This is a genomic window from Rhodococcus sp. 3258 (assembly GCF_031456475.1).
In the GTDB taxonomy this organism is placed as follows: Bacteria; Actinomycetota; Actinomycetes; order Mycobacteriales; family Mycobacteriaceae; genus Rhodococcoides; species Rhodococcoides fascians.
Genome location: NZ_JAVDUT010000002.1, coordinates 36,916 through 59,865, shown reverse-complemented (window position 1 = coordinate 59,865; position 22,950 = coordinate 36,916). Strand labels below are relative to the sequence as shown.

The following is a 22,950-nucleotide window of genomic DNA, read 5'->3' as shown; positions in this document are numbered from 1 at the left end:
GATGTCCGTTCGGCCAGTGATTGCTAGCCGTTGTGCGTGGTTCTTTTCTCGCGGTAGGACGACAACCTGGACATCGGATTCATCGACGAAGGGAACACCGTTGAGGACGACCACCGAAACCCTCGCGTCGACTCTCGGCTGCCCGGAAACGAAGCGCATGATCGACTTCGCGACCCGGTGGATGCCCTACGGCGGCGGGCCGGCCGAGGACATTCTGGTCGGGTTCGGAATCAGCCCGACCGAATACTTCACCAGGCTCGCCGCAGTGCTTCGCGAACCCGACACAGAATCGACCCTCGACCGCGACACGATGTCCGCGTTGCTCGAGGTGTGCCGCCGCAGGCTCTGGCTCGGCGAGTGAATCGTCCTCCGTACATCACCTGACCTCAGGAGTGCTTGTGTCACAAACCGTTCATGCCGTCGTCGCCAAGGCGAAGGGTGAGCCCGTCTCGATCGAGACGATCACCATTCCCGATCCCGGCCCGAACGATGTCGTGGTCACCATCGCCGCGTGCGGGGTCTGTCATACCGATCTGCATTACCGCGAGGGCGGCATCAACGACGAGTTCCCGTTCCTGCTCGGCCACGAAGCCGCAGGCTCCGTCGAAACCATCGGCGACGCGGTCACTCATGTCGAGGTCGGCGACTTCGTGGTGCTGAACTGGCGGGCGGTGTGCGGGGAATGCCGAGCCTGCAAGAAGGGCACCCCCTGGTATTGCTTCGACACCCACAATGCGTCGCAGAAGATGACTCTCGCCGACGGCACCGAACTCTCCCCTGCGTTGGGGATCGGGGCGTTCGCCGACAAGACCCTCGTCCACGAAGGCCAGTGCACCAAGGTCGACCCGGACTCCGATCCGGCAGTGGTCGGTTTGCTCGGCTGCGGGGTGATGGCCGGGCTCGGTGCGGCGATGAACACCGGCCACGTCTCGCGCGGGGATTCCGTCGCCGTGATCGGGTGCGGCGGTGTCGGGGATGCTGCGATCGCCGGCGCCCGCCTGGCGGGGGCGTCGACGATCATCGCCGTCGACCGCGACAAGAAAAAACTCGACTGGGCTCTCGATCTCGGCGCCACGCACACTGTCGATGCCTCGCAGGTCGATGCCGTCGAGGCCATCCAAGAGCTCACCGGTGGGTTCGGGGCCGATGTGGTCATCGATGCCGTCGGCCGCCCGGAAACGTGGAAGCAGGCGTTCTACGCCCGCGATCTCGCCGGGACCGTCGTCCTCGTCGGGGTGCCGACGCCGGAGATGACGGTGGAGATGCCACTCATCGATTTCTTTTCCCGGGGTGGGTCGTTGAAGTCGTCGTGGTACGGCGATTGCCTGCCGGAGCGGGATTTTCCGATGTTGGTCGATCTGTACGAGCAGGGTCGGTTGCCGCTCGAGAAGTTCGTGACCGAACGGATCGGTCTCGGTGATATCGAGGCGGCGTTCGAGAAGATGCATCAGGGCACGGTGCTGCGTTCGGTGGTGGTCCTGTGAGTGGGCAGTTGCGGGTCGAGAAGGTGGTCACGTCGGGGACGTTCGCGCTCGATGGTGGCGAGTGGGAGGTCGACAACAACATCTGGTTGGTCGGTGACGACGACGAGGTGGTGATCGTCGATGCTGCGCATACGGCCGGTCCGATCGTCGATGCGGTCGCCGGTCGTGCTGTGCGGGCGATTGTCTGTACGCATGGTCACAACGATCATGTGACGGTCGCGCCGCAGTTGTCGGGGGAGTTGGATGCGCCGATTCTGTTGCATCCGGCCGATGATGTGTTGTGGGAGCAGACGCATCCGGGCATCGGGCATTCGGTGCTCGAGGACGGTCAGCGGATCACCGTCGCGGGGACGGAGATCGTGGCGTTGCATACTCCCGGTCATTCGCCGGGGTCGAGTTGTCTGTATCTGCCCGAGGCGGGTCAGTTGTTCTCGGGGGACACGTTGTTCTCCGGTGGGCCCGGTGCGACGGGTCGGTCGTATTCGGATTTCCCGACGATCATCGGCTCGATCCGGGATCGATTGTTCGCGTTGCCCGCCGAGACCCGAGTCAACACCGGGCACGGAGACGGAACGAGTATCGGGGACGAGTCCCCGCACCTCGAAGAATGGATCGCCCGCGGGAATTGAGGTTCGATGTTTCGCAGCACAGTGTCAGCCATGCCCAGCAGCACAGTGTCACCGATGCCCAGCTTGGGAGAAGTCTCTCCCGGCTGCCGGGGCGAGTCAGCCGGGGTTTGTCGGTGGCCCGAAGTAGGGTCCTGTCCGTGATCATCGTGAGTACGGACGGCTCTTGTCTGCGTAACCCCGGCGGAGCAATCGGGTGGGCGTGGGTCAATCACACGGGTCCGAGCAACTCCGGCGGCGAGCCCTCGGGCACCAACCAGGTAGCCGAGCTCCGCGCCCTGCTCGAGGCCGTGCTGGCCCACCCCGGCCCGGAGCCGTTACTGATCGAATCGGACTCGCAGTACGCCATCAAGTGCGCGTCGGAGTGGCTGGCAGGCTGGAAGCGCAAGGGGTGGAAGACCGCGGGCGGCACTCCCGTGCGCAACCTCGATCTGGTGCAGAGCATCGAGCGAGCCATCACCGAACGCGAAGGGCCGGTGCGATTCCGGTGGGTTCGCGGCCACGTCGGCAATCACTTCAACGAAGCAGCCGACGCGCTTGCGGGCGAAGCCGCCCGCGCCATCGCGGCCGCCGGAGCGAACGCGGTGTCCGCACCGCCCGAGGCTCGCAGCGGTCCCGTTTCACAGAAGGCATCCGTCCCCGCTGCGCCGCTACCGACCGAGCCGGAGATCGCCACCCTGTTCTGACGGCCGAGCCGAGCGCGGGCGCTCCGGATCAGCCGCGGGGTCTCATCCGCGCGTTGGGTAGTTCCGGTGCGTGCAACCTGGGCCCGGGGTAGCCCTCCACGGTGCCGAACTGACCGTTCTCGGCCTCGTACGCGGCCCGATACTCCACCACGTCCTCGTGGCTGCGGCCGACGAAGTTCCACCACATGACTATCTGTTCACCGAACGGCGGACCGCCCAACAGGAGGAATCGAACCGGTTCGCGGGCGGGATTGTGGAGCTGCATCGACCGGTGCCCGGGTTCGAGGTAGCCGAGTTCGGCTGCGGCCAGATCGGTCTCGTTCAGCGTCACCGATCCTTGGTCGACGACAACTCCGTGTTCGTAGGACTCGTCGATCTCGACGCTGACCCGCGCCCCGGCGTCGAGCACGATCTCCGCTCCGAGCAGTGGCGTGTACGTCGACACCGGCGAGGTCTCGCCCAGAAGCGATCCGAGAAACACCCGAGCGGTCAGGCCGGGCCGGGAGATCGAATCGGGAACGTAGTGCTCGAAAGTCGGTGCCACGAAACGGGATACGGCGGGCAGCGCCACCCACAGCTGCATCCCGTGCAGGATGTCGGTGTCGGGTGTCGACACCTCGGAGTGGCTGATGCCCTGCCCGGCCGTCATCAGGTTGAGCTCCCCGGGCCGCACCATCGCATGAGATCCGACGCTGTCGCGATGCTCGATCTCACCGGAGAACAGCCAGCTGACGGTCTGTAGGCCGGTGTGCGGGTGCGGTGCGACGTCCATGCGCGAGTGCTCGGGCCCGTAGTGGTCTGCGAAACACCATGCGCCGATGAGGGATCGGTCCTTGTGCGGCAGGGTGCGGCGCACCTTCATGGCACGAGGGCCGCCGAGTGGAACCTCGCGTGGGGTGAAGACCTGGATCATCAGTGCTCCCGAATGTCGGTCTGGGCGAGTCTGAGCTTGGTGCACAGACTGTCGAGTGTCCTGAGCTCGTCGGTGTTCAGTGCATCGCCGACGTAGCGCCTGATGCGGGCGGCGTGTTTGCGTCCGATCGAGGCCTGCAGGTCTGATCCCGCGTCCGTCAGGCAGATCACGGTCCCGCGTTTGTCCGACGGATCATGCTCTCTGACAACGTAACCCATCGCCTCGAGTCGGTCGCACATCCGGCTCAGCGACGGTTGGCTGAGCAGGATCTCGTCGTTGAGTCGACGCAGTCGGAGTCTGCGGTCCGGGCTGGTGCTCAGGGTGAACAGCACGTCGTATTCGCGCATGCCGATCGGATCCCAGATGTCGTCGGCGGCGAACCGGCGCATCAGGGAAACCTGGGAGCGAAAGAGCGACTCCCAGGCTTTCACCGCCACCTCCGTGTCAGACGGCAACTGCTGGTTCCTTCGCAGCGGCCGCGTCCTTCTCTGCCAGCATCGAGGCGTGGGTCGGAGGATTCTCCGGAACGCCGGCCGGGCGTCGGGCAGCGAATTCCTTGCGCAATACCGGTACGACGTCCTCGCCCAGGATGTCGAGTTGTTCGAGCACTGTCTTCAGCGGCAGGCCGGCGTGGTCCATCAGGAACAGCTGACGCTGGTAATCGCCGAAGTAGTCTGCGAATGCGAGCGTCTTCTCGATGACCTGCTGCGGAGATCCGACGGTCAGCGGGGTCTGCTCGGTGAACTCCTCCATCGTGGGGCCGTGGCCGTAGACGGGTGCGTTGTCGAAGTACGGTCGGAATTCGTTCACCGCGTCCTGGCTGTTCTTGCGCATGAACACCTGACCGCCGAGACCGACGATGGCCTGGTCGGCGCGGCCGTGGCCGTAGTGCTCGTAGCGCTCCCGGTAGAGATCGATGAGCTGGATGTAGTGCTCTTTCGGCCAGAAGATGTTGTTCGCGAAGAAGCCGTCACCGTGGTAGGCGGCGATTTCTGCGATCTCCGGGCTGCGGATCGACCCGTGCCAGACGAACGGCGCGATGTCGTCGAGCGGACGAGGAGTGGACGTGAACCGGTCGAGTGGCGTCCGGAAGTTTCCCTTCCACGTGACGACGTCCTCGGTCCACAGGCGTCGCAGCAGCTGGTAGTTCTCCAGAGCCAATGGGATGCCCTGACGGATGTCCTGTCCGAACCACGGGTAGACCGGGCCGGTGTTGCCGCGACCCATGATGAGGTCGACGCGTCCCTCGGACAGATGCTGGAGCATCGCGTAGTCCTCGGCGATCTTGACCGGGTCGTTCGTCGTGATCAGCGTCGTCGACGTCGACAGGATCAACTTCTCGGTGGTGGCCGCGATGTAGCCGAGCATGGTCGTCGGTGACGAGGGTACGAACGGCGGATTGTGATGCTCGCCGGTCGCGAAAACATCCAGACCAACGTCCTCGGCATGCTTGGCGATGGTGACCATCGATCGAATGCGCTCGTGCTCGGAGGGCGTAATCCCGGTGGTGGGGTCGGTGGTGACATCTCCGACGGTGAAGATTCCGAACTGCATGGCGTGCTCCTACCCGAACGACAAGTTCATGCGTTTGCATTGACTATGCCGTACAACCGGGGTGCGGTCCGGGTTATTTCCGCGGCGGTCACTGCACGAGAGACGCGGTTCCGGTGAGCAACCGCACGTCGTACGACTCGGTCGGGCCGTGCTGCTCGGTGGTTCCGCCGTGCACGGTGTACAGCACTGCGTACGAGGTGAACGTGACGTCCTGGCCGTCGTCCGTATCGATGTTGACGCGGGGCAGAACGACGAGCAGGTGGGTCCGGTTACCGTCCGAGAGGGTCTCGACGACGGTCCGCACCTCGAATCCCAGATCGGATCGGGTGACGTCGGTGGATTCCAGCGTCTCTCCACTGAGGACGAGCTGCGCCGCCCACACTCCGGCGGAGCGATGGGCGTCGACGGTTCCGGTGAGGTCGTCACCGCTGAAGTCGTAGTGGTTCGCTGCTGTGAAAGGCATGGTCACAGGCTATGCCTCGGTCGGTGAAAAAACTTCGAAAGAATTTCCCATCCGCTACCCATCCACCCGGCGACGGGCCCCGAATGGACAATGAGACACCCGCTACTGCTGTCGCCCCCGACCGCCGTCAGTAGTGGGTGTCTCCCTTTGTTTTGCGGGCCGGTGACGGCTGTTCGCACTCGTGCGTGACCGAGAGCCCAGTTCGCTGAGTCGACTGATCAGTCTGTCGGTATCGAGTCCGGTGCATCCGACGGCGAATTCGGTCAGCGGCACCACGCCGTGGAATTCGGTACGCACATCGCGGTCGTACAGAACATCGACCAGATTCGCGAAGCGCTGAGCCGCGAAGTCGTCCACGCTCGCGAGAGCCGGAATGTCGGTGATCGTCAGCTGCGGTGCATGCTGGACCATCTCGAGGTAATCGCCCGTCGAGCGGGCAGCACAACACAGCTCGGCAAACGTCCGACCACCCGAGACGGGCTCCACAGTCCACGTACCCGAGGCGAACCGTGATCCACTGGTACCGGCGGCGCGGTAGTCGACGGGGCCGTCGACGCAGACCACCTCGAGGCACTGCTTCAGCTTCTCGATCGTCGGGACGAACGTCGGGTGGAACAGCGGATTCGGCAGCAATTCGTCGGGCGCGTAGTTCGAGGTGACGACCAGGACGACGTCACGGGCAAAGAGTGCGTCGAGCATCCGCGTGATGAGGCGGGCGTCTCCGATGTCGTGGACGTGAAATTCGTCGAAGCACAGCAGTGCCGCCGGAGCCGATCCTGTCGACAGGACATCGTCGATGGCTGCGTCGATGGAAAACCCGTGGCGAAAGTACGCCGCGTGGAGATCGCGGAAGAAGCTGTGGAAGTGCACGCGTTTCTTCGCAGTGGTGTCGGCCGCGGCGAAGTAGCTGTCCAACAGCCAGGTCTTGCCACGCCCGACCGGTCCCCACAGGTAGACACCTCTGTCGCCGGGTGTCGACAGCATGTCTGCCGCTGCGGCCTGGGCGTCGTCGAGAGTGAAGGCAGCGTCGAAGACGTGTCGCGATGCGGTCGGCCTCATGTCACGAACCGTACGCCCCGCTACTCTACATTTGTAGAGGGCGTGTGTAGGGTCACTGCTGTGGACCGCCGCACCGCCATCGCCGACGCCGCACTGGGTGTCATCGCCCGTGACGGCTTGCGCGTGTTGACGCACCGGTCGATCGATTCTGCGCTGGACTTTCCGGCAGGGTCCACGTCGTACTACTTCCGCACCAAGGCCGATCTGCTCGCCGCCGTGGCTACCCGTCTGATCGAGCTCTCGCGGGCATCGTTTCTGGAGATCGTCGGAACCGAAACCGATGTTGCGACGGTGATCGCACGCTATCTCGACGCTGCGATCACCCATCGCATGGTCGAGCTCCGGGCTCGCTACGCGCTGATGCTCGATCCTGCGGTCCCGGCCGACATCAGGGCCGACTTGGCCCGTTCGTTCTTCTCACTCGAACGGGCCAGAGAACTGTTCGACGAGCCAGCCCACGGAGACGGCTTGGTCTCGCTGTGCGAAGGACTGATGGCCGACGCGATTTTCGGCCGTGGAACCGCGAAAGAAGCTGCGGGACTACGGCTTCCGATATCGATCTATCTCGCCGGGATTCCGTCTCAGAACGGGTAGCCGACTCCAGTGAGTTTCTCGCTGGCGTCCCACAGCTGGGCTGCGAGTGCGGGATCCTGAGCCATCTTGGTCATGCTCGCCGGGCCCGGCTTGCCGCGGGACTCGAACAGCGATGTGGGACCGCTGTAGGTGCCGCCGCCTGCGACGTCGACTGCATAGAGTGTGGGAAGCGCTCCGGCTCGGGCGGACTGAGAGATGAACTTGAGTCCGATGGGTGCCAGGGCCGCCAGGATCTTGTTGCTGCCCAGGCCGTCCGGGCTGGAGTAGAGCTCGGTCGACGAGATGCCGGGGTGTGCCGCATTGCTGGTGACCTTGGATCCGGCCTTGTCGATCCGACGCTGCAATTCCAGCGCGAACAGGATGTTGGCGAGCTTGGAGTTCGCGTATCCGCGTTGCGCGTTGTAGCCACGCTCGAGCTGGAGGTCGTCGAAGTCGAGCTTGGGGCGCTGACGGTGCGCGACCGAGGCGACGGTCGTGATCTTCGCGTCGGCGGCGAGCTTGGGGAACAGCAACCCGGTCAGCGCGAAGTGGCCGAGATGGTTGGTGCCGATCTGGAGCTCGAACCCATCCTTCGTTTCGGTTCGCTTCGCCGGCATCATGACGCCCGCATTGTTGATCAGAATGTCGATCGATTCGGGAGCCGACTCGGCGTACTTGCGGACCGAACCGAGGTCGGCCAGGTCGAGGGTGGCCGTGTCGACAGTTCCGTTCGGGGCCTCCGCGCGGATCTTCGCCGCTGCGGCGTCGGCCTTGTCCTGGTTGCGGCAGGCAAGCGTCACGTGATCGCCGCGCTTGGCCAGCTCCAAAGCTGTGTAGTAGCCGATACCGGTATTCGCTCCGGTGATGACAACGCGTTTCTGCTTGGTTTCGGGCACGGCAACAGGCTACCGGTCTGTTTTAGAATGCGCCGGTGAGTACAACAGAACCCGTTTTTCCGACGGGGATCGGAAACCCCGCGATGCGGGCATTGCGAGCTGCGGGATATACCTGTCTCGACGACCTGGCCGGGGTGCCCGCTGCTGAGCTCGCGTCACTGCACGGAGTCGGACCGAAGGCAGTGAGGATCGTTCAGGAAGCGCTCGAGCGCACCGGCAGGTCACTGAGCTGAACGGTCACGTCCAATGTCCGGGACGGGTCACCGACTCGGGTAACTGTGTCGATCGGTCACCGAGCGCCGCGTTGATCTGAAACTGAGTGGCGAAGATCGTTTCGCGCAGATCTGCGCCGCGGAGATCGGCACCACGAAAATCGGTCCCGATCAGGTCGGCCCAGCGCAGGTCGGCACCGCGCAGATTCGCCCCGATGAGATACGTACCCCGCAAGCTCGCACCGCGGAGATCCGCACCGGCCAGCTTGGCTCCGATCATGTCGCGTCCGCGATAGTTCTTCTTCTTGCCCGACACTTCCGCGCGCACCAGATCGCTGGCATCGAGCAGCACCTCGTTGATCCGCGAGCGCAGTACGGAGACGTCGACCGACAGCAGGCTCTCGGGAGTCCCCGACGTGAGAGCGTCAAGCTCCCTGTATTCGCGGGTAAGCCGGCTGTGCAGGGATGCGGTCGATGTCCGGCCACGTGCATCTGCCAGGTACCAGAGCAACTCGTGCAGATCCCGCATGATCGGGAACACCGCGAACATCTCCGACGAGTTCGACGGCGTTTCTCGCCAGTCCCGTCCCGCGAACGTCGATTGCGACACTTTCTGCCCCGCACCGAAACAGTCGTACACCGTGCATCCGGGAAAGCCCTTCTCCCGAAGCGACGAGTGGATGCCGCAGCGCGAGTCCTTCTGAAGGTTGCGGCACGGTTCCCCGGCGGCTTTATCGACGGCGAAATCCGACGACTTGGCGAAGGGCAGAGCAACGCAACAGAGTCCGAAGCAGCTGCCGCAATCGGCGAGCAGATTCTCGGGTGGGCTCATGTGTTCACTCTGTCCTTCGGGCAGCCGCAGCGTCAAACGAGAATCGTCACTCCGGACGTCGGAGGAGTGCGACGAGCTTCTTCGGGGCCCGGGTGCAGTAGCTCTCCGTGATCAACTCGCCGAGTTCCGTTCGATCCACCGACTCGTCGAGCAGCATGCCGATGATCTCGGGTCCCCAGCCGGGAGCGAAGAAGCCATCCTGCTTCGACAATGCGTCGAGTTCTATTCCGGAGGAACGGAATACGAGGACATGCGCCGGTCCGTCGGTCCCCGCCGCTGTTGCGAATGCCGGAGGAGTGCCGTCGACAATGTCGAGGACGTGGGCGAAGGTGCGCCCGCGTACCCGCCATCGAGTACCGACCCACGCCTGCTCCTCGTAGGTCTCGGGCAACGCCAGACACATCTGTCGGACCTCGGGTTCCCAGTTCATTCGACTCCCTGTGACACATGCCGGGCTACAGTATTTCAGCGCGGGGCATTTGGGCGCAGGCACTTGGAGGAGGCTCCATCCATGGTGAGACCCGAGTACGACGAGGTCGTGTCCGGTCTGCGCGGGGCCGGCTGCGTGTTCGCCGAAGAAGAAGCCGACATTCTGATCGAATCCGCATCGGACAGTGACGATCTCGCCGCCATGCTCGCTCGCCGTATCGCCGGGGCACCGCTCGAACACATCGTCGGCTGGGTGTGGTTCTGTGGTCAACGCGTCGCCGTCGAACCGGGGGTATTCGTGCCCCGTCGGAGAACTGAATTCCTGGTGAATTGTGCTGCAGCACTTCAGCCGTCGCGATTATTGGACATGTGCTGCGGATCCGGTGCGGTAGGACTGTCGGTCGGTGGCGTCACCGAATTACATGCCGCCGATCTCGACGCAGCGGCCGTGGAATGCGCCACGCGCAACCTGGCTGCCGTCGGGGGCACGGTGCACCGCGGCGATCTGTACGACGCCTTACCACCGGAGTTGCTCGGCTCCTTCGATGCGATAGTGGTCAACGCGCCGTACGTCCCGACGGCCCACATCGAACTGATGCCGCGGGAAGCGCGATTGCACGAGCCACGCATCGCGCTCGACGGCGGCGAAGACGGTGCCCGGTTCCACCGTCTCGTGGCCGAGGGGGCACCTGCATGGTTGGCCCCCGGCGGTCACTTGCTGATCGAAAGCAGTGCAGCACTGGCTGATTCGACTCTGCGGGCAGTGCGCGACTGCGGATTCCACGCGCGGGTGGGCGCATCGGACGAGTTCGACGCGGTGGTCGTGATCGCTTCGCGTAGGTGACGAGACGAGTGCCATACACGGCCGGTCTCGGCGGCGCGTTTCGACTGTGCGTTTCGACTGCGGCGTTTCGTGGCATTCCCGAACGGATCCCGATAGAGAAAAGAGGCTGTTCGACCATGACTACTTTGCTGTTCGCGGTAACCGCTGCCGACCATTGGACCCTGAACGACGGAAGCAAGCACCCCACCGGGTACTGGGCCGAGGAGCTCGTCGAGTCCCATCGCACATTCGTCGAGGCCGGGTGGGACATCACGGTGGCGACGCCGGGTGGCAAGGCTCCGGTCGTCGACGAGGGCAGTCTGGCCGTCGACGCGAACGGCGGTGACGAGCAGAAGGTGGCGGACCAGAAGAGCTACCTGGCCTCGATCGAGTCGATCCTGTCCTCGCCCGCGAAGCTGGAAGACCAGAAGGCCTCCGACTTCGACGTCGTGTTCGTCCCCGGCGGCCACGGGCCCATGGAGGATCTCGCCGTCTCGACGAGCTTCGGTGCCCTCGTGGTCGACTTCCTCGATGCGAACAAGGTGGTCTCGGCGGTGTGCCACGCACCGGCGGCCCTGCTGCCGGCCGTCCGTACCGACGGCTCCTGGGCTTTCGACGGGTACGAGCTCACCGGCTTCACCGACGAGGAAGAGACCCAGGCCGGGCTGGCCGACAAGGCCCCATGGCTCCTCGAGACCCGGCTGCGCGAGAACGGCGCCAAGTTCGAGAACGCCGACGCCTGGTCGCCGCATGTGGTCGTCGACCGCAACCTCTACACGGGCCAGAACCCCGCATCGACGCGTCCCCTCGCGGAGAAGCTGGTCAGCGCCCTGAAGTAAAGCGTCGTGGACGGTCGGTGTTCTGCCCACGGAGAACACCGACCGATCAGGGAACATCACTACTCCTTTCGAAGTTGAGCCCCTATAGCTCAATCCTTTGGAGGAGAAGTGACCGAAACCGTTCGTGTCCCCGTACTGTTCCTGACCGACCCGATCGTCCTGCCCGGAATGGTGGTGCCCGCCGAACTCGACGAGGCCGCACGCGCCGCCGTCGACGCAGCGAAGGCAAGCAATGACGGCACGCTGCTCGTCGCTCCCCGACTCGAAGATCGGTACGCCGCTTACGGCGTTCTCGCCACCATCGTGCAGATGGGACGGTTGGCTGACGGTCGCCCGGCCGCCGTCATCAAGGCAACTCGTCGTGCTCACATCGGCCACGGGGTCAGTGGCCCCGGGGCGGCCCTGTGGGTCGAGGCCGAACCCGTCGCCGATACAACCCCGAACGACGACCTCAAAGCGCTTGCAGCCGAATACAAGCAACTCGTCGTCGCGATGCTGCAGCGCCGCGACGCGTGGCAGGTGATCGATTCGGTCAACAAGCTCACCGACCCCGGCGCGATCGCTGATACCGCGGGTTACGCGTCGTACTTGACCGACGTGCAGAAGCGGGATCTGCTCGAAACACCTGACGTGGCAACGCGTCTGACATCGCTGATCGAGTGGACCAAGGCTCACTTGGCCGAGGTCGAGGTGAACGACAAGATTTCCGGCGACGTCCGAGAGGGCATGGAGAAGACGCAGAAGGAGTTCCTCCTGCGCCAGCAGCTCGCTGCTATCCGAAAAGAACTGGGCGAGGACGAACCCGACGGTGCGGATGATTACCGCGGCCGTGTCGAGGCTGCGGACCTGCCCGAGAAGGTGCGCGAACAGGCGCTCCGTGAAGTGGGCAAGTTGGAGCGGGCAAGTGATCAGAGCCCCGAGTCGGGGTGGATCCGCACCTGGCTCGACACCGTGCTGGACCTGCCGTGGAACAACACCACGACCGACAACACCGACATCGATTCGGCGCGAGCCGTTCTCGATGCCGACCACCACGGCCTCGACGACGTGAAGGACCGCATCGTCGAATATCTGGCCGTTCGTGCACGGCGCTCCGAGCGGGGTATGCAGTCCGTCGGCGGACGCGGCTCCGGTGCCGTCATGGTGCTCGCCGGACCTCCCGGTGTCGGTAAGACCTCGTTGGGCGAATCGGTGGCGCGCGCTCTCGGTCGTACCTTCGTCCGTGTTGCCCTCGGTGGGGTCCGCGACGAGGCTGAGATCCGCGGCCACCGTCGCACCTACGTCGGCGCATTGCCGGGCCGCATCGTGCGGGCGATCGGCGAGGCGGGATCGATGAATCCTGTTGTGCTGCTGGATGAGATCGACAAGGTTGGTTCGGACTACCGTGGTGATCCCAGCGCCGCACTGCTCGAGGTACTGGACCCGGCCCAGAACCACACGTTCCGCGACCATTACCTCGACCTGGATCTCGACCTGTCCGACGTCGTGTTCCTCGCCACCGCCAACGTGATCGATCAGATTCCCGGCCCACTGCTCGATCGCATGGAGCTGGTGACCATCGACGGATACACCGAGGACGACAAGGTCGTCATCGCTCGGAACTACCTGCTTCCGCGTCAGATGGAGAGGGCGGCAGTCACATCCGACGAGGTGACCGTCACCGACGCCGCACTGCGCAAGATCGCTGCCGACTACACCCGTGAGCCCGGGGTGCGGCAACTCGAACGCTTGCTGGCCAAGGCTCTACGTAAGGTGGCGACGAAACTCGCGGGCACCACGGACGTGCTCGAGATCGACGAGCCGGATCTGGTGACCTACCTCGGTCGTCCGCGCTTCACCCCCGAGGCGCACGAGCGAACCGAAGTGCCCGGTGTCGCAACGGGTCTGGCAGTGACCGGGCTCGGCGGCGACGTGCTGTTCATCGAGGCGGCCTCCACCGAGGGCGACGCGGGCCTCACGCTCACCGGCCAGCTCGGCGACGTGATGAAGGAGTCGGCGCAGATCGCGCTGTCCTACGTGCGAGCGCACGCAGCTCGATTCGGCGTCACTGCCGAATCACTGGATCGCACTATCCATGTGCACGTTCCGGCCGGGGCAGTGCCCAAGGACGGTCCTTCGGCGGGCGTGACGATGGTGACGGCCCTGGTGTCGATGGCCACCGGGCGTCCGGTGCGGTCGGACGTGGGAATGACCGGAGAGGTGACGCTCAACGGACGTGTGCTGCCGATCGGTGGAGTCAAGCAGAAGCTGTTGGCGGCTCAGCGCGCCGGGCTGAAGACGGTGTTCATTCCGGCACGCAACGAACCCGATCTGGACGACGTCCCTGCGGAGGTCCTGGAGGCGTTGGACGTTCGGCCGATGACCGACGTGGCCGACATCCTGGCGCTCGCGTTGGAACCGGCAGAAGCTGCCGCGGCCGCGTGAGGTGACGGCGACCGTTCTCGGGCTCTGCTTGACCTCGAGTTCGGTCGAGGTTCTACGTTGGTGTCATGAGCATGGAGATGACCGCGTGGAACCAGATGTATCGCACGATGAACAGCTCCGGCGCGCAGTCTTCGTTCTCCAAGGAGACTGCGCGTCGGATCCTGTCGTTCGCAGCACCGCATCGACGCGCCCTCGGCGGCTTCCTGGTGCTCAGCGTGGCGCTGGCGGTGCTTGCGGTGGCAACTCCGGTATTGGCCGGGCGGGTGGTCAACGCGATCGTCGACGGGCGAGAGCTACGTGTGGTGGTGCTGTTGGCTCTGGCCATCGCGGTGATCGCCATCGTGGACGCAGGCTTCGGTCTGATCAACCGGTGGCTCTCGTCCAACATCGGTGAGAGTCTGATTCTGGATCTGCGCACCGCAGTGTTCGACCATGTGCAGCGGATGCCGATCGCCTTCTTCACCCGCACCCGAACCGGCGCTCTGGTCAGTCGCCTCAACAACGACGTCATCGGTGCCCAACGCGCATTCAGCACCACGTTGTCCGGAGTCGTCAGCAACGTGGTGACGCTGGCTCTGACGCTGGTGGTGATGATCGGAATCTCCTGGCAGATCACTCTGCTCGCGCTGATCCTGTTGCCGGTGTTCGTCCTGCCTGCACGCCGCATGGGTCGACGCCTCGCACGTCTGCAACGCGAAGCGGCAGCACACAATTCGGCGATGAGCACCCAGATGACCGAGCGTTTCTCGGCACCGGGAGCGACACTGGTCAAGCTCTTCGGGCACCCCGACCAGGAATCCGTCGAGTTCGCGGTTCGAGCCGCCCGAGTCCGCGACATCGGAGTTCGGAGCGCGATGGTGCAGACCGTGTTCGTCACGGCGCTCACCCTGGTGTCGGCTCTGGCCCTCGCCGTGGTCTACGGACTCGGCGGCTTCTACGCACTCAGTGGTCGTCTGGACCCGGGTTCGGTTGTCGCACTGTCCCTTCTGCTGACCAGGCTCTATGCGCCGCTGACCGCACTGGCGAGTGCCCGTGTCGAGGTCATGAGCGCGCTGGTCAGTTTCGAGCGCGTGTTCGAGGTGCTCGATCTCGTGCCTCTGATCGCCGACAAGCCCGACGCGACGGTGCTGCCCCCGGGGCCGGTGGCCGTCGAACTCGACGACGTCAGGTTCGCGTACCCGTCGGCCGACAAGGTGTCGCTCGCGTCCCTGGAGGAGGTCGCAACTCTGGATTCCCGTGGCGGCGAGGAGGTTCTGCACGGTGTGTCGTTCCGGGCCGAACCCGGTCAGATGGTCGCCCTGGTGGGTACCTCGGGTGCGGGCAAGTCCACGATCGCGCAACTGATCGCTCGGTTGTACGACGTCGACAGCGGCGCAGTGCGGCTCGGCGACGTCGACGTGCGGGACCTGACCGCCGAATCCGTCCGCAACACAGTGGGAATGGTGACTCAGGACGGTCATCTGTTCCACGAAAGCATTCGCTCGAATCTGCTGCTGCCGCGCCCCGACGCCACCGAGGACGAACTGTGGGACGCACTGTCGCGGGCCAGGCTCGCCGATCTCGTGCGTTCCCTGCCCGACGGACTCGAGACGATCGTCGGCGAGCGCGGCTACCGCCTGTCCGGCGGGGAGCGTCAACGCCTGACGATCGCCCGGCTGCTGATCGCGCAGCCGCGGGTGGTGATTCTCGACGAGGCCACGGCCTCACTGGATTCGACGTCCGAGGCCGCCGTGCAGGCAGCGCTGGCCGAAGCGCTCGAGGGCAAGACGTCGGTGGTGATCGCGCACCGGCTCTCGACCATCCGAGCAGCGGACGCCATCCTGGTGATCGAGAACGGACAGGTCATCGAGCGCGGAACACACGACGAGCTCCTCGCAGCGGGCGGCCGCTACGAGGAGCTGCATCGAACACAGTTCGCGCACACTGTGCCAGCGGAGTGAGCTAGGAAAGCCGGGAGCGCAGCCTGCGGAGTGAGCTAGGAAGGCCGGGAGCGCAGCCTGCGGAGTGAGCTAGGAAGGCCGGGAGCGGAGCCTGCGGAGTGACCTAGGAAGGCCGGGAGCGCAGCCTGCGGAGTGACCTATGAAACCGGATCTGGGACCACGGTGGCCGGGTCGTTGTCGGTTGCGGCGGCCAGCATCGGGGTGAATCCGTCGATTGCGTAGTCGAGGGACAGTGGGCTCGAGTAGCCGAGAGCCGACGGTAGGTCGGTGCTGAACGAGCCGATGTAGACGGTGCGGTCCTGCTTCACGACGTCGAGTGCGGCGATCAGCGGGTTTGCCTGCAGTTGTCCGCGGCTCTGTCCGGCGATGACGAGGACGTCGGTGTCGAGTCGGCTGAGGTTTTCGGGGCTGACCGTTTCGCTGGCGTCGGGGATCTCGAAGCCGAGGTCGGTGAAGAACAGTGCTCGGATGTCGTCCTTGCCGAGGACGAAGTAGCTGCCGTCGTCCATGACGAACGCGAGTGTCAGTGCCTTGCCGGCGAACTGAGGGTTGTCGGTCTGGGTGGTCTCGAACTTCTTCTCGAGCTCGGCGGTTCGCTCGTCGGATTCCTGCTTCTTGCCCAGTGCCTCGCCGACCACGGCGAATTCCTGCTGCCACGTGGCCGCGGGGACGTCGTCGTATCCACCGATGTCTGCGATCGTCGGGGCCATCGCCGAAAGTTGGTCGTATTGGCCTTGATCGATGAACGAGTACGGTCCGAGGATCAGGTCGGGTGACTGCGCAGCAATCTGTTCGAGGTTCAGGTCGGTGCTGCCGACCTCGGGGATCTCGGTGCCGCCCAATGCTTCTTGGGCCCACGGGCGTTGGCGGTAGTCGTAACTGAGATTTCCACGGGTGGCGACGGGCTTGACTCCGAGCGCCAGCGCGAAGTCCTGCTCGTTGAATCCGATGGTCACGACGCGGGAGGGTGCGGCGTCGATGACCGTCTCACCGAAGTGGTGCTCGATGGTGACGGGAAAGTTTGCACTGTTCTCGGAGTTACCTGAGGCAGTGGATTCGTCGCTGGACGAACAGCCGACCGCCAGTGCCATGACTGCGGCACCGGCGGCGACTACGTGGACGGTCTTCTTCATGGGGACTCCTCGCGCGTGTATTTGCGAGGTTAGCCTAACCGACCCACGTGCTCATCCAGCACGCACCGGGTCGGACAATACGGTCAGCAGTTGGAAACGGCAGGTACTCCGGCGAACCGCTGATCGATCCATTCCAGAGCCTGCGGCAGGCCGAGTACGGCAGCGGTCAGGTGATCGTTGCTGGGTACCTGGACCTCGGTGACGTTGACCCCGGCCCGGCAGTACCGGGCGATCGTGTTGTCGATCGAGCTGACCGGGATGAGCGCATCGGTGGGACTGTGCCACTCGAAGTACGGAGCTTTCGGCACACCGGGGTACATCTCGACGCTGTTCTCGTTGACGGCCGCGATCATCTCCGGGCTGTTCATCAGGTCCAACGTGCCCGCGACCTCCATCGCGCTCTTACCGGCTCCGGCGGCGATGATGTCGTTGGTGCATCCGTTCTGGATCTCGCTTTCGATCTGCTTGCCCAACGGGTTCAACTGGGAGCTGATCGGAATGCGAGTGGGGTACTCGCGCTCGAGGCCGAGCGCAGCGGCGAAGGCGAGACCGAACACCGGGTGGGGTGCGAAACCGAGATCGCGAGCCATGCGCTCGAGGTTCATCGGAGCACCGCCCGCGGCGCTGCCGACGATGTTCAGCTCGGGCGCGTAGTCGTTCTGCAACGCTGCTGCCCACGCCGTCGCCATGCCGCCGCCGGAGTATCCGGCCAAGGCAACCGGGCTCTGCCGCAGCTGCAGCGGATCGAAACGCTGGGTGGCGCGGATGCTGTCGAGAACGATCTGTCCGCCGAGCTTGGCTGCACCGTAGGCACTGTTGGGGCCGAGGTGATCGGCGATGACAACCGTCCAGCCACGCTGCAGAACGGCGTTCAGTGCGGGTGCCTCGCGGATCGCCAGATTGGGATCGTTGGACCAGAGCGCTTGTGACGGTGCACATTCGAGACCGAGTGCGTTGATGATGTGTTGGTAAGACAGCACCGGCCCGTTGGGGGCTTTGTTGCGGGGGACCAGCACGGTGTTGATCGCTGCGATGGGATTACCCGCCGAATTCGTGGAGCGGAACTTCAGCTGCCACACGTCGACGTCGAAGAAGCCGGGAGGTGGCGGCATCGGCCGGCTGGAGATCACGTCCCCCGGTGCCATAGCGGCGAGGTCGGCGGGCGGTGCATAGAAACCGTCCGATATCGGCGTCGGAAACAAGGGTGCCGCAGCGGCCTGAGCTGGGCCGACAAGCGTCGAACAGAGAACGGCAACCGCCGTTATGCTGACAGCGCCTGCCAATTTGAGAACCCGCATCTGGTAAACCCCTCCATGCCTGAATCGAAACGGCGCGCGTCTCGACGATTCGGCAAGCCCCCGTAGAGCTGGCCCGCAACTCGATATAGCTATTGAACTGTGACTCGTTACGCCCCCCGGGCGACGATGAGCGCAACGGTACGCACCCGGCGATTCTATGGCAACCGAAGAACGGTCTTTCTGCCGGTTTCTGTGACTCGGCCAAATCCGCTGCTGGGCAGTTGGCGTCGGCTACTCGGGAACGACGTCCGCCGGCGTCTTGTCCGGGCGCAGTCCGCGCCAGCTCGGGTGACGCAGATGGCCGGATTCGGTGGCCTCGTAGAACCGCACTTCTCCGACGAGAACAGGCTCCACCCATACGGCACCGCGCCTGTCGGCAGTGGGAAGCGTCGTGGAGAAAGGACTGTCCGACGTTTCCAACGGGGCCAGCGCTGCGGCCAGTGAATCGAGCGCGCGATCGTCGAAACCGGTGCCGACGCGACCGACATAGCGAAGGCCGTCGCCGTCGGGGATTCCCATCAACAGCGAGCCGAATCCGCCGGAGCGACGTCCTTGGCCGCGTCGCCAACCGCCGATCACGACTTCTTGCGTGCGCCAATTCTTGTACTTGATCCAGGTGTGGGCGCGCTTGCCCGGCTGGTAGATCGAATCGGTGCGCTTGGCGACGACTCCCTCCCACCCCCGTTCCCGGCTCTCGGCGATGGCGTCGGCAGCCGAACCTGTCAACAACGGCGGCACCAGAACCGAGTCGAGGCCGGTGGTGAGCAGTTCCAACAATCGTCTCCGGTCGGAGTACTTCTTGCGCACGAGGGACGTGCCGTCGAGATGGAGCAGGTCGAAGGCGATGAACCGGATGTCGTCGCGGGCGGCGTTCTGTAGCTTCTCGAAGCTGCTGATGCCGTTGCTGTCGAAGACGACCACTTCACCGTCGATGACGGCGTCGTGATCGGCCAGGTCCTCGGCGAGAGACCGGATGGCTCCGAACTTCTCGGTGTAGTCGTTTCCGCTTCGGGTGCGCAGGGTCATCGAACCGTGAGTCAATTCCGCGACGATGCGGAAGCCGTCCCATTTACCCTCGAACGACCACTCGTCCTCGGGTAGATCGAGTATGTCCCCCGCGGTTGCAAGCATCGGTGAGATGTTCTTCAGCACCGGCTTGTCCGTCGACGGGCTCTCCTGGCTTTTCTTGTGTGCACTGTCCTGTCCGGGTTGGTCTTTCATCAGGTGCATGAGCCACTGGTTGCCCTTGGTGCGGATGAGGGCGAACCTGCCGCGTGCTTTGGCTCCGTGCAGAACGACGATGACTTCGTCGTCCCTCCACTTCTCGAGCTCGTACGTTCCGTTGTCCCAGATCGAGACGTCACCGCCGCCGTACTCGCCCTTGGGTATTCGTCCGGAAAACGTCGCATATTCGAGCGGGTGGTCCTCGGTGTGGACGGCCAGACGGTTCTGCCCGGTCTCGACCGGGATGTTCTTGGGGACGGCCCACGACACCAGGACACCGTCGTGTTCGAGCCTGAAGTCGTAGTGCAGGCGTCGCGCATGGTGTTCCTGAATCACGAACGTATCGTCGCTACCCTGGGGCTCGGCGGTTTTCGGGATAGGCTCTGGAGTTCGGTCCGCGCTACGCATGCTGCGGTACTTGCCGAGCTTGTCCGTGTCGGAGGTGTCGTGCTCTTCCGCTGCCGGTTTCGGGTCGAGATCGGCGAGTAGGTCGCCGGTTTCGTGGAATCGTTCCAGAACCTCCTCGAATCGAAGTTGTTGCAGCCCTGGCGATTCGAGCTCCTCCCAGGTTCGGGGGGCCGCGACGGTGGGCAGGGACCGGCCCCGAAGTGAGTACGGCGCAACGGTTGTCTTCTTTCCGTTGTTCTGACTCCAGTCGACGAACACTCGACCCGTGCGCTTCGCTTTCGCCATCGTGGCGGTCACCCGATCCGGTGACCGTTCTTCGAGCAGGGTGGCGACGCGTTTGGCGACGGTGGACGCGCCGGACGTCGACAGCGGTTTGTCCAGCGGTACGTACAGGTGAATTCCCTTGCTGCCGCTGGTGACCGGGTACGCGGTCATGCCTATGTCTGCAATGAGGTCACGGATCTCGCAGGCCACCTCAGCGCATCGGGCGAGGTCGACGTCGTCGCCGGGATCGAGGTCGAAGACCATGCGGGTGGCAGGGCCGGGTTCGGTGCCGTCGAAACGCCATTGCGGCACGTGCGCTTCGATGGCCGCCTGCTGCCCGAGCCACACCAGATCCGCTGCGGTGGAGAACAACGGGTAGGTGACGACTCGGTCGGAGTGCTGCATGGATCGGCGGTCGAGCCAGTCGGGTGCGGATGCGGCGAGATTCTTCTCGAAGAACGAGGATTGTTCGACGCCGTTCGGCCACCGCTTGCGGGTCACGGCGCGTCCTGCGACGTGCGGCAGCATCGCCGGGGCGATGGCAGCGTAGTACTCGATGATGTCGCTTTTGGTGGTGCTGGTTTCTGGGAACAGCACCTTGTCGAGGTTGGTGACGGAGACCTTTCGGCCTTCGATCTCGAGCGTGGCCATCGTCTCAGGTTAGTGCTCGCCGTCTGAACCTGCGAGCAAGTTGTGACAGGGTCGAATGCATGGCAACGATCAGTGTCTCGGTACAGATGCCCGAGAACCCTCAGGGCGCGTGGGACAAGGCTTCCGCGCTCGAGCGGTTCGACGAGTGGATGACCATCCACGGTGGTTGGTGCAGTCCGCCGCCGAACAAGGTCGGCAAGGGCACGAAGGTCGAGTCGCTGGTGAAGGTGAAGGGTTTCAAGAACACGATCAACTGGGAGTTCACCGAGTACGAGGAGCCGAAGCTGATCGAGATGTCGGGCCGCGGCAAGGGTGGAGTGAGGATCTCGCTGACCGTCCACGTGCGTGAGGCCGAGGGCGGTTCGGAGCTGACACTCGACGCGAAGTTCGGTGGGGGCGTGCTGTTCGGTCCGGTGGGTTCGGTGGTCGCCCGTGCACTCGATACCGATGTGAAGCAGTCGGTGGCGAACCTTGCTGCATTGAAGTGACGGCATCTCGGGATTCCTGAAGTAGCTGTCGGACAATCTCTTCCAGCCCCGCACCGTGTTCTCGGTGCGGGGCTGGTGTGCGTTCAGGTGGTTATGCGATGTGGGGGCCTGCTCGGGCGTGGGATTGTCTGGGTTGTCGGTAGGGGTCGACGGTGGCGGGTGGGACGAACCACGGGTGGTTGTCGGTGCCGATGAAGACTTCCCAGTCGCTGTGGTGGATGAGGCGGTGGTGGAACCCGCAGAGCAGGACCAGGTTGTTCATGTCGGTGGGTCCGCCGTCGGTCCAGTGCCAGATGTGGTGGCCTTCGGTCCAGGCTGCGGGTTTGCCGCAGCCGGGGAACGCGCACCCGTGATCGCGGGCGGTGAGGGCGCGTTTCTGTTTCGCGGTGACGGTGCGGGCGGTGCGGGCGAGGTTGAGTGGGTTGCCGTTCTCGTCCATGACGATGGCGGTGAGGAGGCAATCGCAGGCGAGTTGGCGGGAGGTGTTGCGGGAGAGTGGTCCCATCCACGGTAGCCACCCGACCGACGTGCCGTCACCGAACAAGTCGCGATACGCGCTGCGATCCGGGCTCGGTCCGGCAGCGCTGTCGGTCTCGAGTTCATTCGCCGCGTCCGACTCGGTCGGGTCGGATCGTATTGGGTCGGAGTGGATCGGGTTGCCGGCGTCGATGTCCACCGGGTCGGCTGGATCGGCGTTGTCGGATTCTGCTGCAGCGCGGGTGGTTTCGTCGTCGGTGATGTCGTCGCTGTTCTGACCGCTCAGGCTGTGGAGGTCCTGCAACCGGATGTGCAGGTTGATGTGGGGTCTCTCTCCGCCTTCGGTGGGGCGATCCTTCGAGGCGAGGTAGTGGTCGAGGATCTGCCCGAATGCGTCGGCGCGTCGCCTCGCAGGACTGCGTTCGTCGGGGGTGCCGTCGGCTGCGGGCCGGGGTTCGGTCAACGGTGAGAGTGCGGTGAATAGCTTTTCTGCGGTGACGGCATCGAAGTCGGCCTTGAGGCACAGGCGTTGGTTGAGCATCTTCGATGCGAACAGTTCGTTGCGGTCGGTGTCCTCAGGGGGCGGCTTGTCGCTGCCGTAGGTGTCTTCGAGTTTGGTGATCGCTTCACGGATCTTGTCGGTGCGTGCCCCAGGCCCGGTGGCGGCGGTGATCATCGCGGTGCGGGCGATATCGCGACCCTCTTGCGGGAGGTTTTTCGGGGGTGTTTCGGCGAAGGTGAGGATCAGGGCGGCGTGGTCGACGGACATGACGCCGGTGTTGACGGCGTCGGCGATGTCGGGGAAGTTCTTCAGTCCGCGGGCGAGGGCAACGATCTTGGTGGCTTTGCTGGGGGTGAGCAGGGTGGTGGAGGTGAGCCACCCTGCGGGGCCGGGGAAGCCGAGCTTCTCCCAGCTCACGCGGGTGTCGATCTCGGCGACGAGAGCGATGCGCCGTGCTTCGAGCAACTGGATCTTGTGGGAGACATCAGCAGCGTCGGCGAGGAGTTCGCTTTCGCTCAGTTGCCAGATCTCCGTGGTCATGGACCAAGTGTATCGAACGTGTGTTCGATACGCAATGATGGTGCAATCGAAAACTATTGCTGTGCACAAGGATTCGGAATACGGAACCTGTCGGTGGCCCGTGATAAGGCCGCAACGTCAGTCGAGTGAGGATCGCCCGGGACCGCTGAACTCGAACGTGGCGGCGCGCAGTGGCCTCGATGTAGGGGCCGGCCGGCAGTGCAGGTGAACAT

23 protein-coding genes are annotated in these 22,950 nt (G+C 64.4%); 11 read left to right on the top strand and 12 right to left on the bottom strand.

Annotated elements, in window-relative coordinates:
* Positions 1-100 precede the first annotated feature (100 nt).
* The 4 genes from J2X62_RS07655 (at position 101) to J2X62_RS07640 (ending at position 2,796) form a co-directional block, all read left to right on the top strand.
* Complete coding sequence (locus J2X62_RS07655; protein ID WP_230074136.1) at positions 101-361, top strand: DUF3263 domain-containing protein; 261 nt, start codon at positions 101-103, stop codon at positions 359-361.
* 37 nt (positions 362-398) lie between these two features.
* Entirely contained in the window at positions 399-1,484 is a 1,086-nt protein-coding gene (locus tag J2X62_RS07650; RefSeq protein ID WP_310179488.1) for an S-(hydroxymethyl)mycothiol dehydrogenase, read from the top strand.
* The gene (locus J2X62_RS07645) at positions 1,481-2,113 is read left to right on the top strand and encodes an MBL fold metallo-hydrolase (RefSeq protein ID WP_027495216.1); all 633 of its coding nucleotides are present in this window, start codon (positions 1,481-1,483) and stop codon (positions 2,111-2,113) included. Before J2X62_RS07650 ends, J2X62_RS07645 begins: the two co-directional genes overlap by 4 nt.
* A 137-nt stretch (positions 2,114-2,250) precedes the next feature.
* Entirely contained in the window at positions 2,251-2,796 is a 546-nt protein-coding gene (locus J2X62_RS07640; RefSeq protein ID WP_310179486.1) for a ribonuclease H, read from the top strand.
* 28 nt (positions 2,797-2,824) lie between these two features.
* Here the strand turns inward: J2X62_RS07640 and J2X62_RS07635 are convergent, their stop codons facing one another.
* The 5 genes from J2X62_RS07635 to zapE all read right to left on the bottom strand — a co-directional run bounded on the left by J2X62_RS07635 (position 2,825) and on the right by zapE (position 6,785).
* Positions 2,825-3,709 (bottom strand): pirin family protein, encoded by an 885-nt coding sequence (locus J2X62_RS07635; RefSeq protein ID WP_310179484.1) that lies wholly within the window; start codon positions 3,707-3,709, stop codon positions 2,825-2,827.
* Positions 3,709-4,164, bottom strand: coding sequence for a MarR family winged helix-turn-helix transcriptional regulator (locus J2X62_RS07630; RefSeq protein WP_310179482.1), 456 nt, complete (start codon positions 4,162-4,164; stop codon positions 3,709-3,711). The genes J2X62_RS07635 and J2X62_RS07630 overlap by 1 nt, the downstream gene beginning before the upstream one ends.
* On the bottom strand, positions 4,154-5,263 hold the full coding sequence (locus J2X62_RS07625; RefSeq protein ID WP_310179481.1) for an LLM class flavin-dependent oxidoreductase: 1,110 nt from the start codon (positions 5,261-5,263) through the stop codon (positions 4,154-4,156). The genes J2X62_RS07630 and J2X62_RS07625 overlap by 11 nt, the downstream gene beginning before the upstream one ends.
* An 88-nt stretch (positions 5,264-5,351) precedes the next feature.
* Positions 5,352-5,726: a hypothetical protein gene (locus J2X62_RS07620; RefSeq protein ID WP_145916547.1), complete on the bottom strand. Its 375-nt coding sequence runs from the start codon at positions 5,724-5,726 to the stop codon at positions 5,352-5,354.
* 102 nt (positions 5,727-5,828) lie between these two features.
* Positions 5,829-6,785, bottom strand: coding sequence for a cell division protein ZapE (gene zapE, locus J2X62_RS07615; protein ID WP_310179477.1), 957 nt, complete (start codon positions 6,783-6,785; stop codon positions 5,829-5,831).
* Positions 6,786-6,845: 60 nt separating this feature from the next.
* On the opposite strand from zapE, the gene J2X62_RS07610 reads away from it, so the two are divergent.
* On the top strand, positions 6,846-7,379 hold the full coding sequence (locus J2X62_RS07610; protein ID WP_310179475.1) for a hypothetical protein: 534 nt from the start codon (positions 6,846-6,848) through the stop codon (positions 7,377-7,379).
* Here the strand turns inward: J2X62_RS07610 and J2X62_RS07605 are convergent.
* Positions 7,367-8,254: an oxidoreductase gene (locus J2X62_RS07605; RefSeq protein ID WP_032382327.1), complete on the bottom strand. Its 888-nt coding sequence runs from the start codon at positions 8,252-8,254 to the stop codon at positions 7,367-7,369. The genes J2X62_RS07610 and J2X62_RS07605 overlap by 13 nt on opposite strands.
* Positions 8,255-8,289: 35 nt before the next feature.
* Here J2X62_RS07605 and J2X62_RS07600 point away from each other — a divergent pair, with 35 nt between their 5' ends.
* Complete coding sequence (locus J2X62_RS07600; RefSeq protein ID WP_370878648.1) at positions 8,290-8,487, top strand: helix-hairpin-helix domain-containing protein; 198 nt, start codon at positions 8,290-8,292, stop codon at positions 8,485-8,487.
* Between the two features lie 4 nt (positions 8,488-8,491).
* Here the strand turns inward: J2X62_RS07600 and J2X62_RS07595 are convergent, their stop codons facing one another.
* Both J2X62_RS07595 and J2X62_RS07590 read right to left on the bottom strand, forming a co-directional pair.
* Positions 8,492-9,298, bottom strand: a complete 807-nt coding sequence (locus J2X62_RS07595; RefSeq protein WP_310179473.1) for a pentapeptide repeat-containing protein — start codon at positions 9,296-9,298, stop codon at positions 8,492-8,494.
* Between the two features lie 46 nt (positions 9,299-9,344).
* Positions 9,345-9,728 (bottom strand): MmcQ/YjbR family DNA-binding protein, encoded by a 384-nt coding sequence (locus J2X62_RS07590; protein ID WP_310179472.1) that lies wholly within the window; start codon positions 9,726-9,728, stop codon positions 9,345-9,347.
* 81 nt (positions 9,729-9,809) lie between these two features.
* On the opposite strand from J2X62_RS07590, the gene J2X62_RS07585 reads away from it, so the two are divergent.
* From J2X62_RS07585 to J2X62_RS07570, 4 genes are all read left to right on the top strand, one after another.
* Positions 9,810-10,571: a putative protein N(5)-glutamine methyltransferase gene (locus J2X62_RS07585; RefSeq protein WP_310179471.1), complete on the top strand. Its 762-nt coding sequence runs from the start codon at positions 9,810-9,812 to the stop codon at positions 10,569-10,571.
* Between the two features lie 116 nt (positions 10,572-10,687).
* A complete protein-coding gene (locus J2X62_RS07580; protein WP_027495228.1) occupies positions 10,688-11,389 on the top strand; it encodes a type 1 glutamine amidotransferase domain-containing protein in 702 nt (233 codons plus the stop codon).
* Between the two features lie 108 nt (positions 11,390-11,497).
* The gene (gene lon / locus J2X62_RS07575) at positions 11,498-13,813 is read left to right on the top strand and encodes an endopeptidase La (protein ID WP_371832716.1); all 2,316 of its coding nucleotides are present in this window, start codon (positions 11,498-11,500) and stop codon (positions 13,811-13,813) included.
* 65 nt (positions 13,814-13,878) lie between these two features.
* Complete coding sequence (locus J2X62_RS07570) at positions 13,879-15,753, top strand: ABC transporter ATP-binding protein (protein ID WP_027495230.1); 1,875 nt, start codon at positions 13,879-13,881, stop codon at positions 15,751-15,753.
* A 137-nt stretch (positions 15,754-15,890) separates the two neighbouring features.
* Here J2X62_RS07570 and J2X62_RS07565 read toward each other — a convergent pair whose 3' ends face one another.
* The 3 genes from J2X62_RS07565 to J2X62_RS07555 form a co-directional block, all read right to left on the bottom strand.
* Positions 15,891-16,886: an ABC transporter substrate-binding protein gene (locus tag J2X62_RS07565; RefSeq protein ID WP_310179468.1), complete on the bottom strand. Its 996-nt coding sequence runs from the start codon at positions 16,884-16,886 to the stop codon at positions 15,891-15,893.
* Positions 16,887-16,969: 83 nt separating this feature from the next.
* Positions 16,970-18,184: a lipase family protein gene (locus J2X62_RS07560; RefSeq protein WP_094661868.1), complete on the bottom strand. Its 1,215-nt coding sequence runs from the start codon at positions 18,182-18,184 to the stop codon at positions 16,970-16,972.
* 231 nt (positions 18,185-18,415) lie between these two features.
* The gene (locus J2X62_RS07555) at positions 18,416-20,731 is read right to left on the bottom strand and encodes an ATP-dependent DNA ligase (protein WP_310179464.1); all 2,316 of its coding nucleotides are present in this window, start codon (positions 20,729-20,731) and stop codon (positions 18,416-18,418) included.
* A gap of 59 nt (positions 20,732-20,790) precedes the next feature.
* On the opposite strand from J2X62_RS07555, the gene J2X62_RS07550 reads away from it, so the two are divergent.
* Positions 20,791-21,219 carry an SRPBCC family protein gene (locus J2X62_RS07550; protein ID WP_032372543.1) on the top strand — a complete coding sequence of 143 codons (429 nt, stop codon included), beginning with the start codon at positions 20,791-20,793 and terminating at the stop codon, positions 21,217-21,219.
* 91 nt (positions 21,220-21,310) lie between these two features.
* Here the strand turns inward: J2X62_RS07550 and J2X62_RS07545 are convergent, their stop codons facing one another.
* Positions 21,311-22,738 (bottom strand): DUF222 domain-containing protein, encoded by a 1,428-nt coding sequence (locus J2X62_RS07545; RefSeq protein WP_310179462.1) that lies wholly within the window; start codon positions 22,736-22,738, stop codon positions 21,311-21,313.
* Between the last annotated feature and the right edge of the window lie 212 nt (positions 22,739-22,950).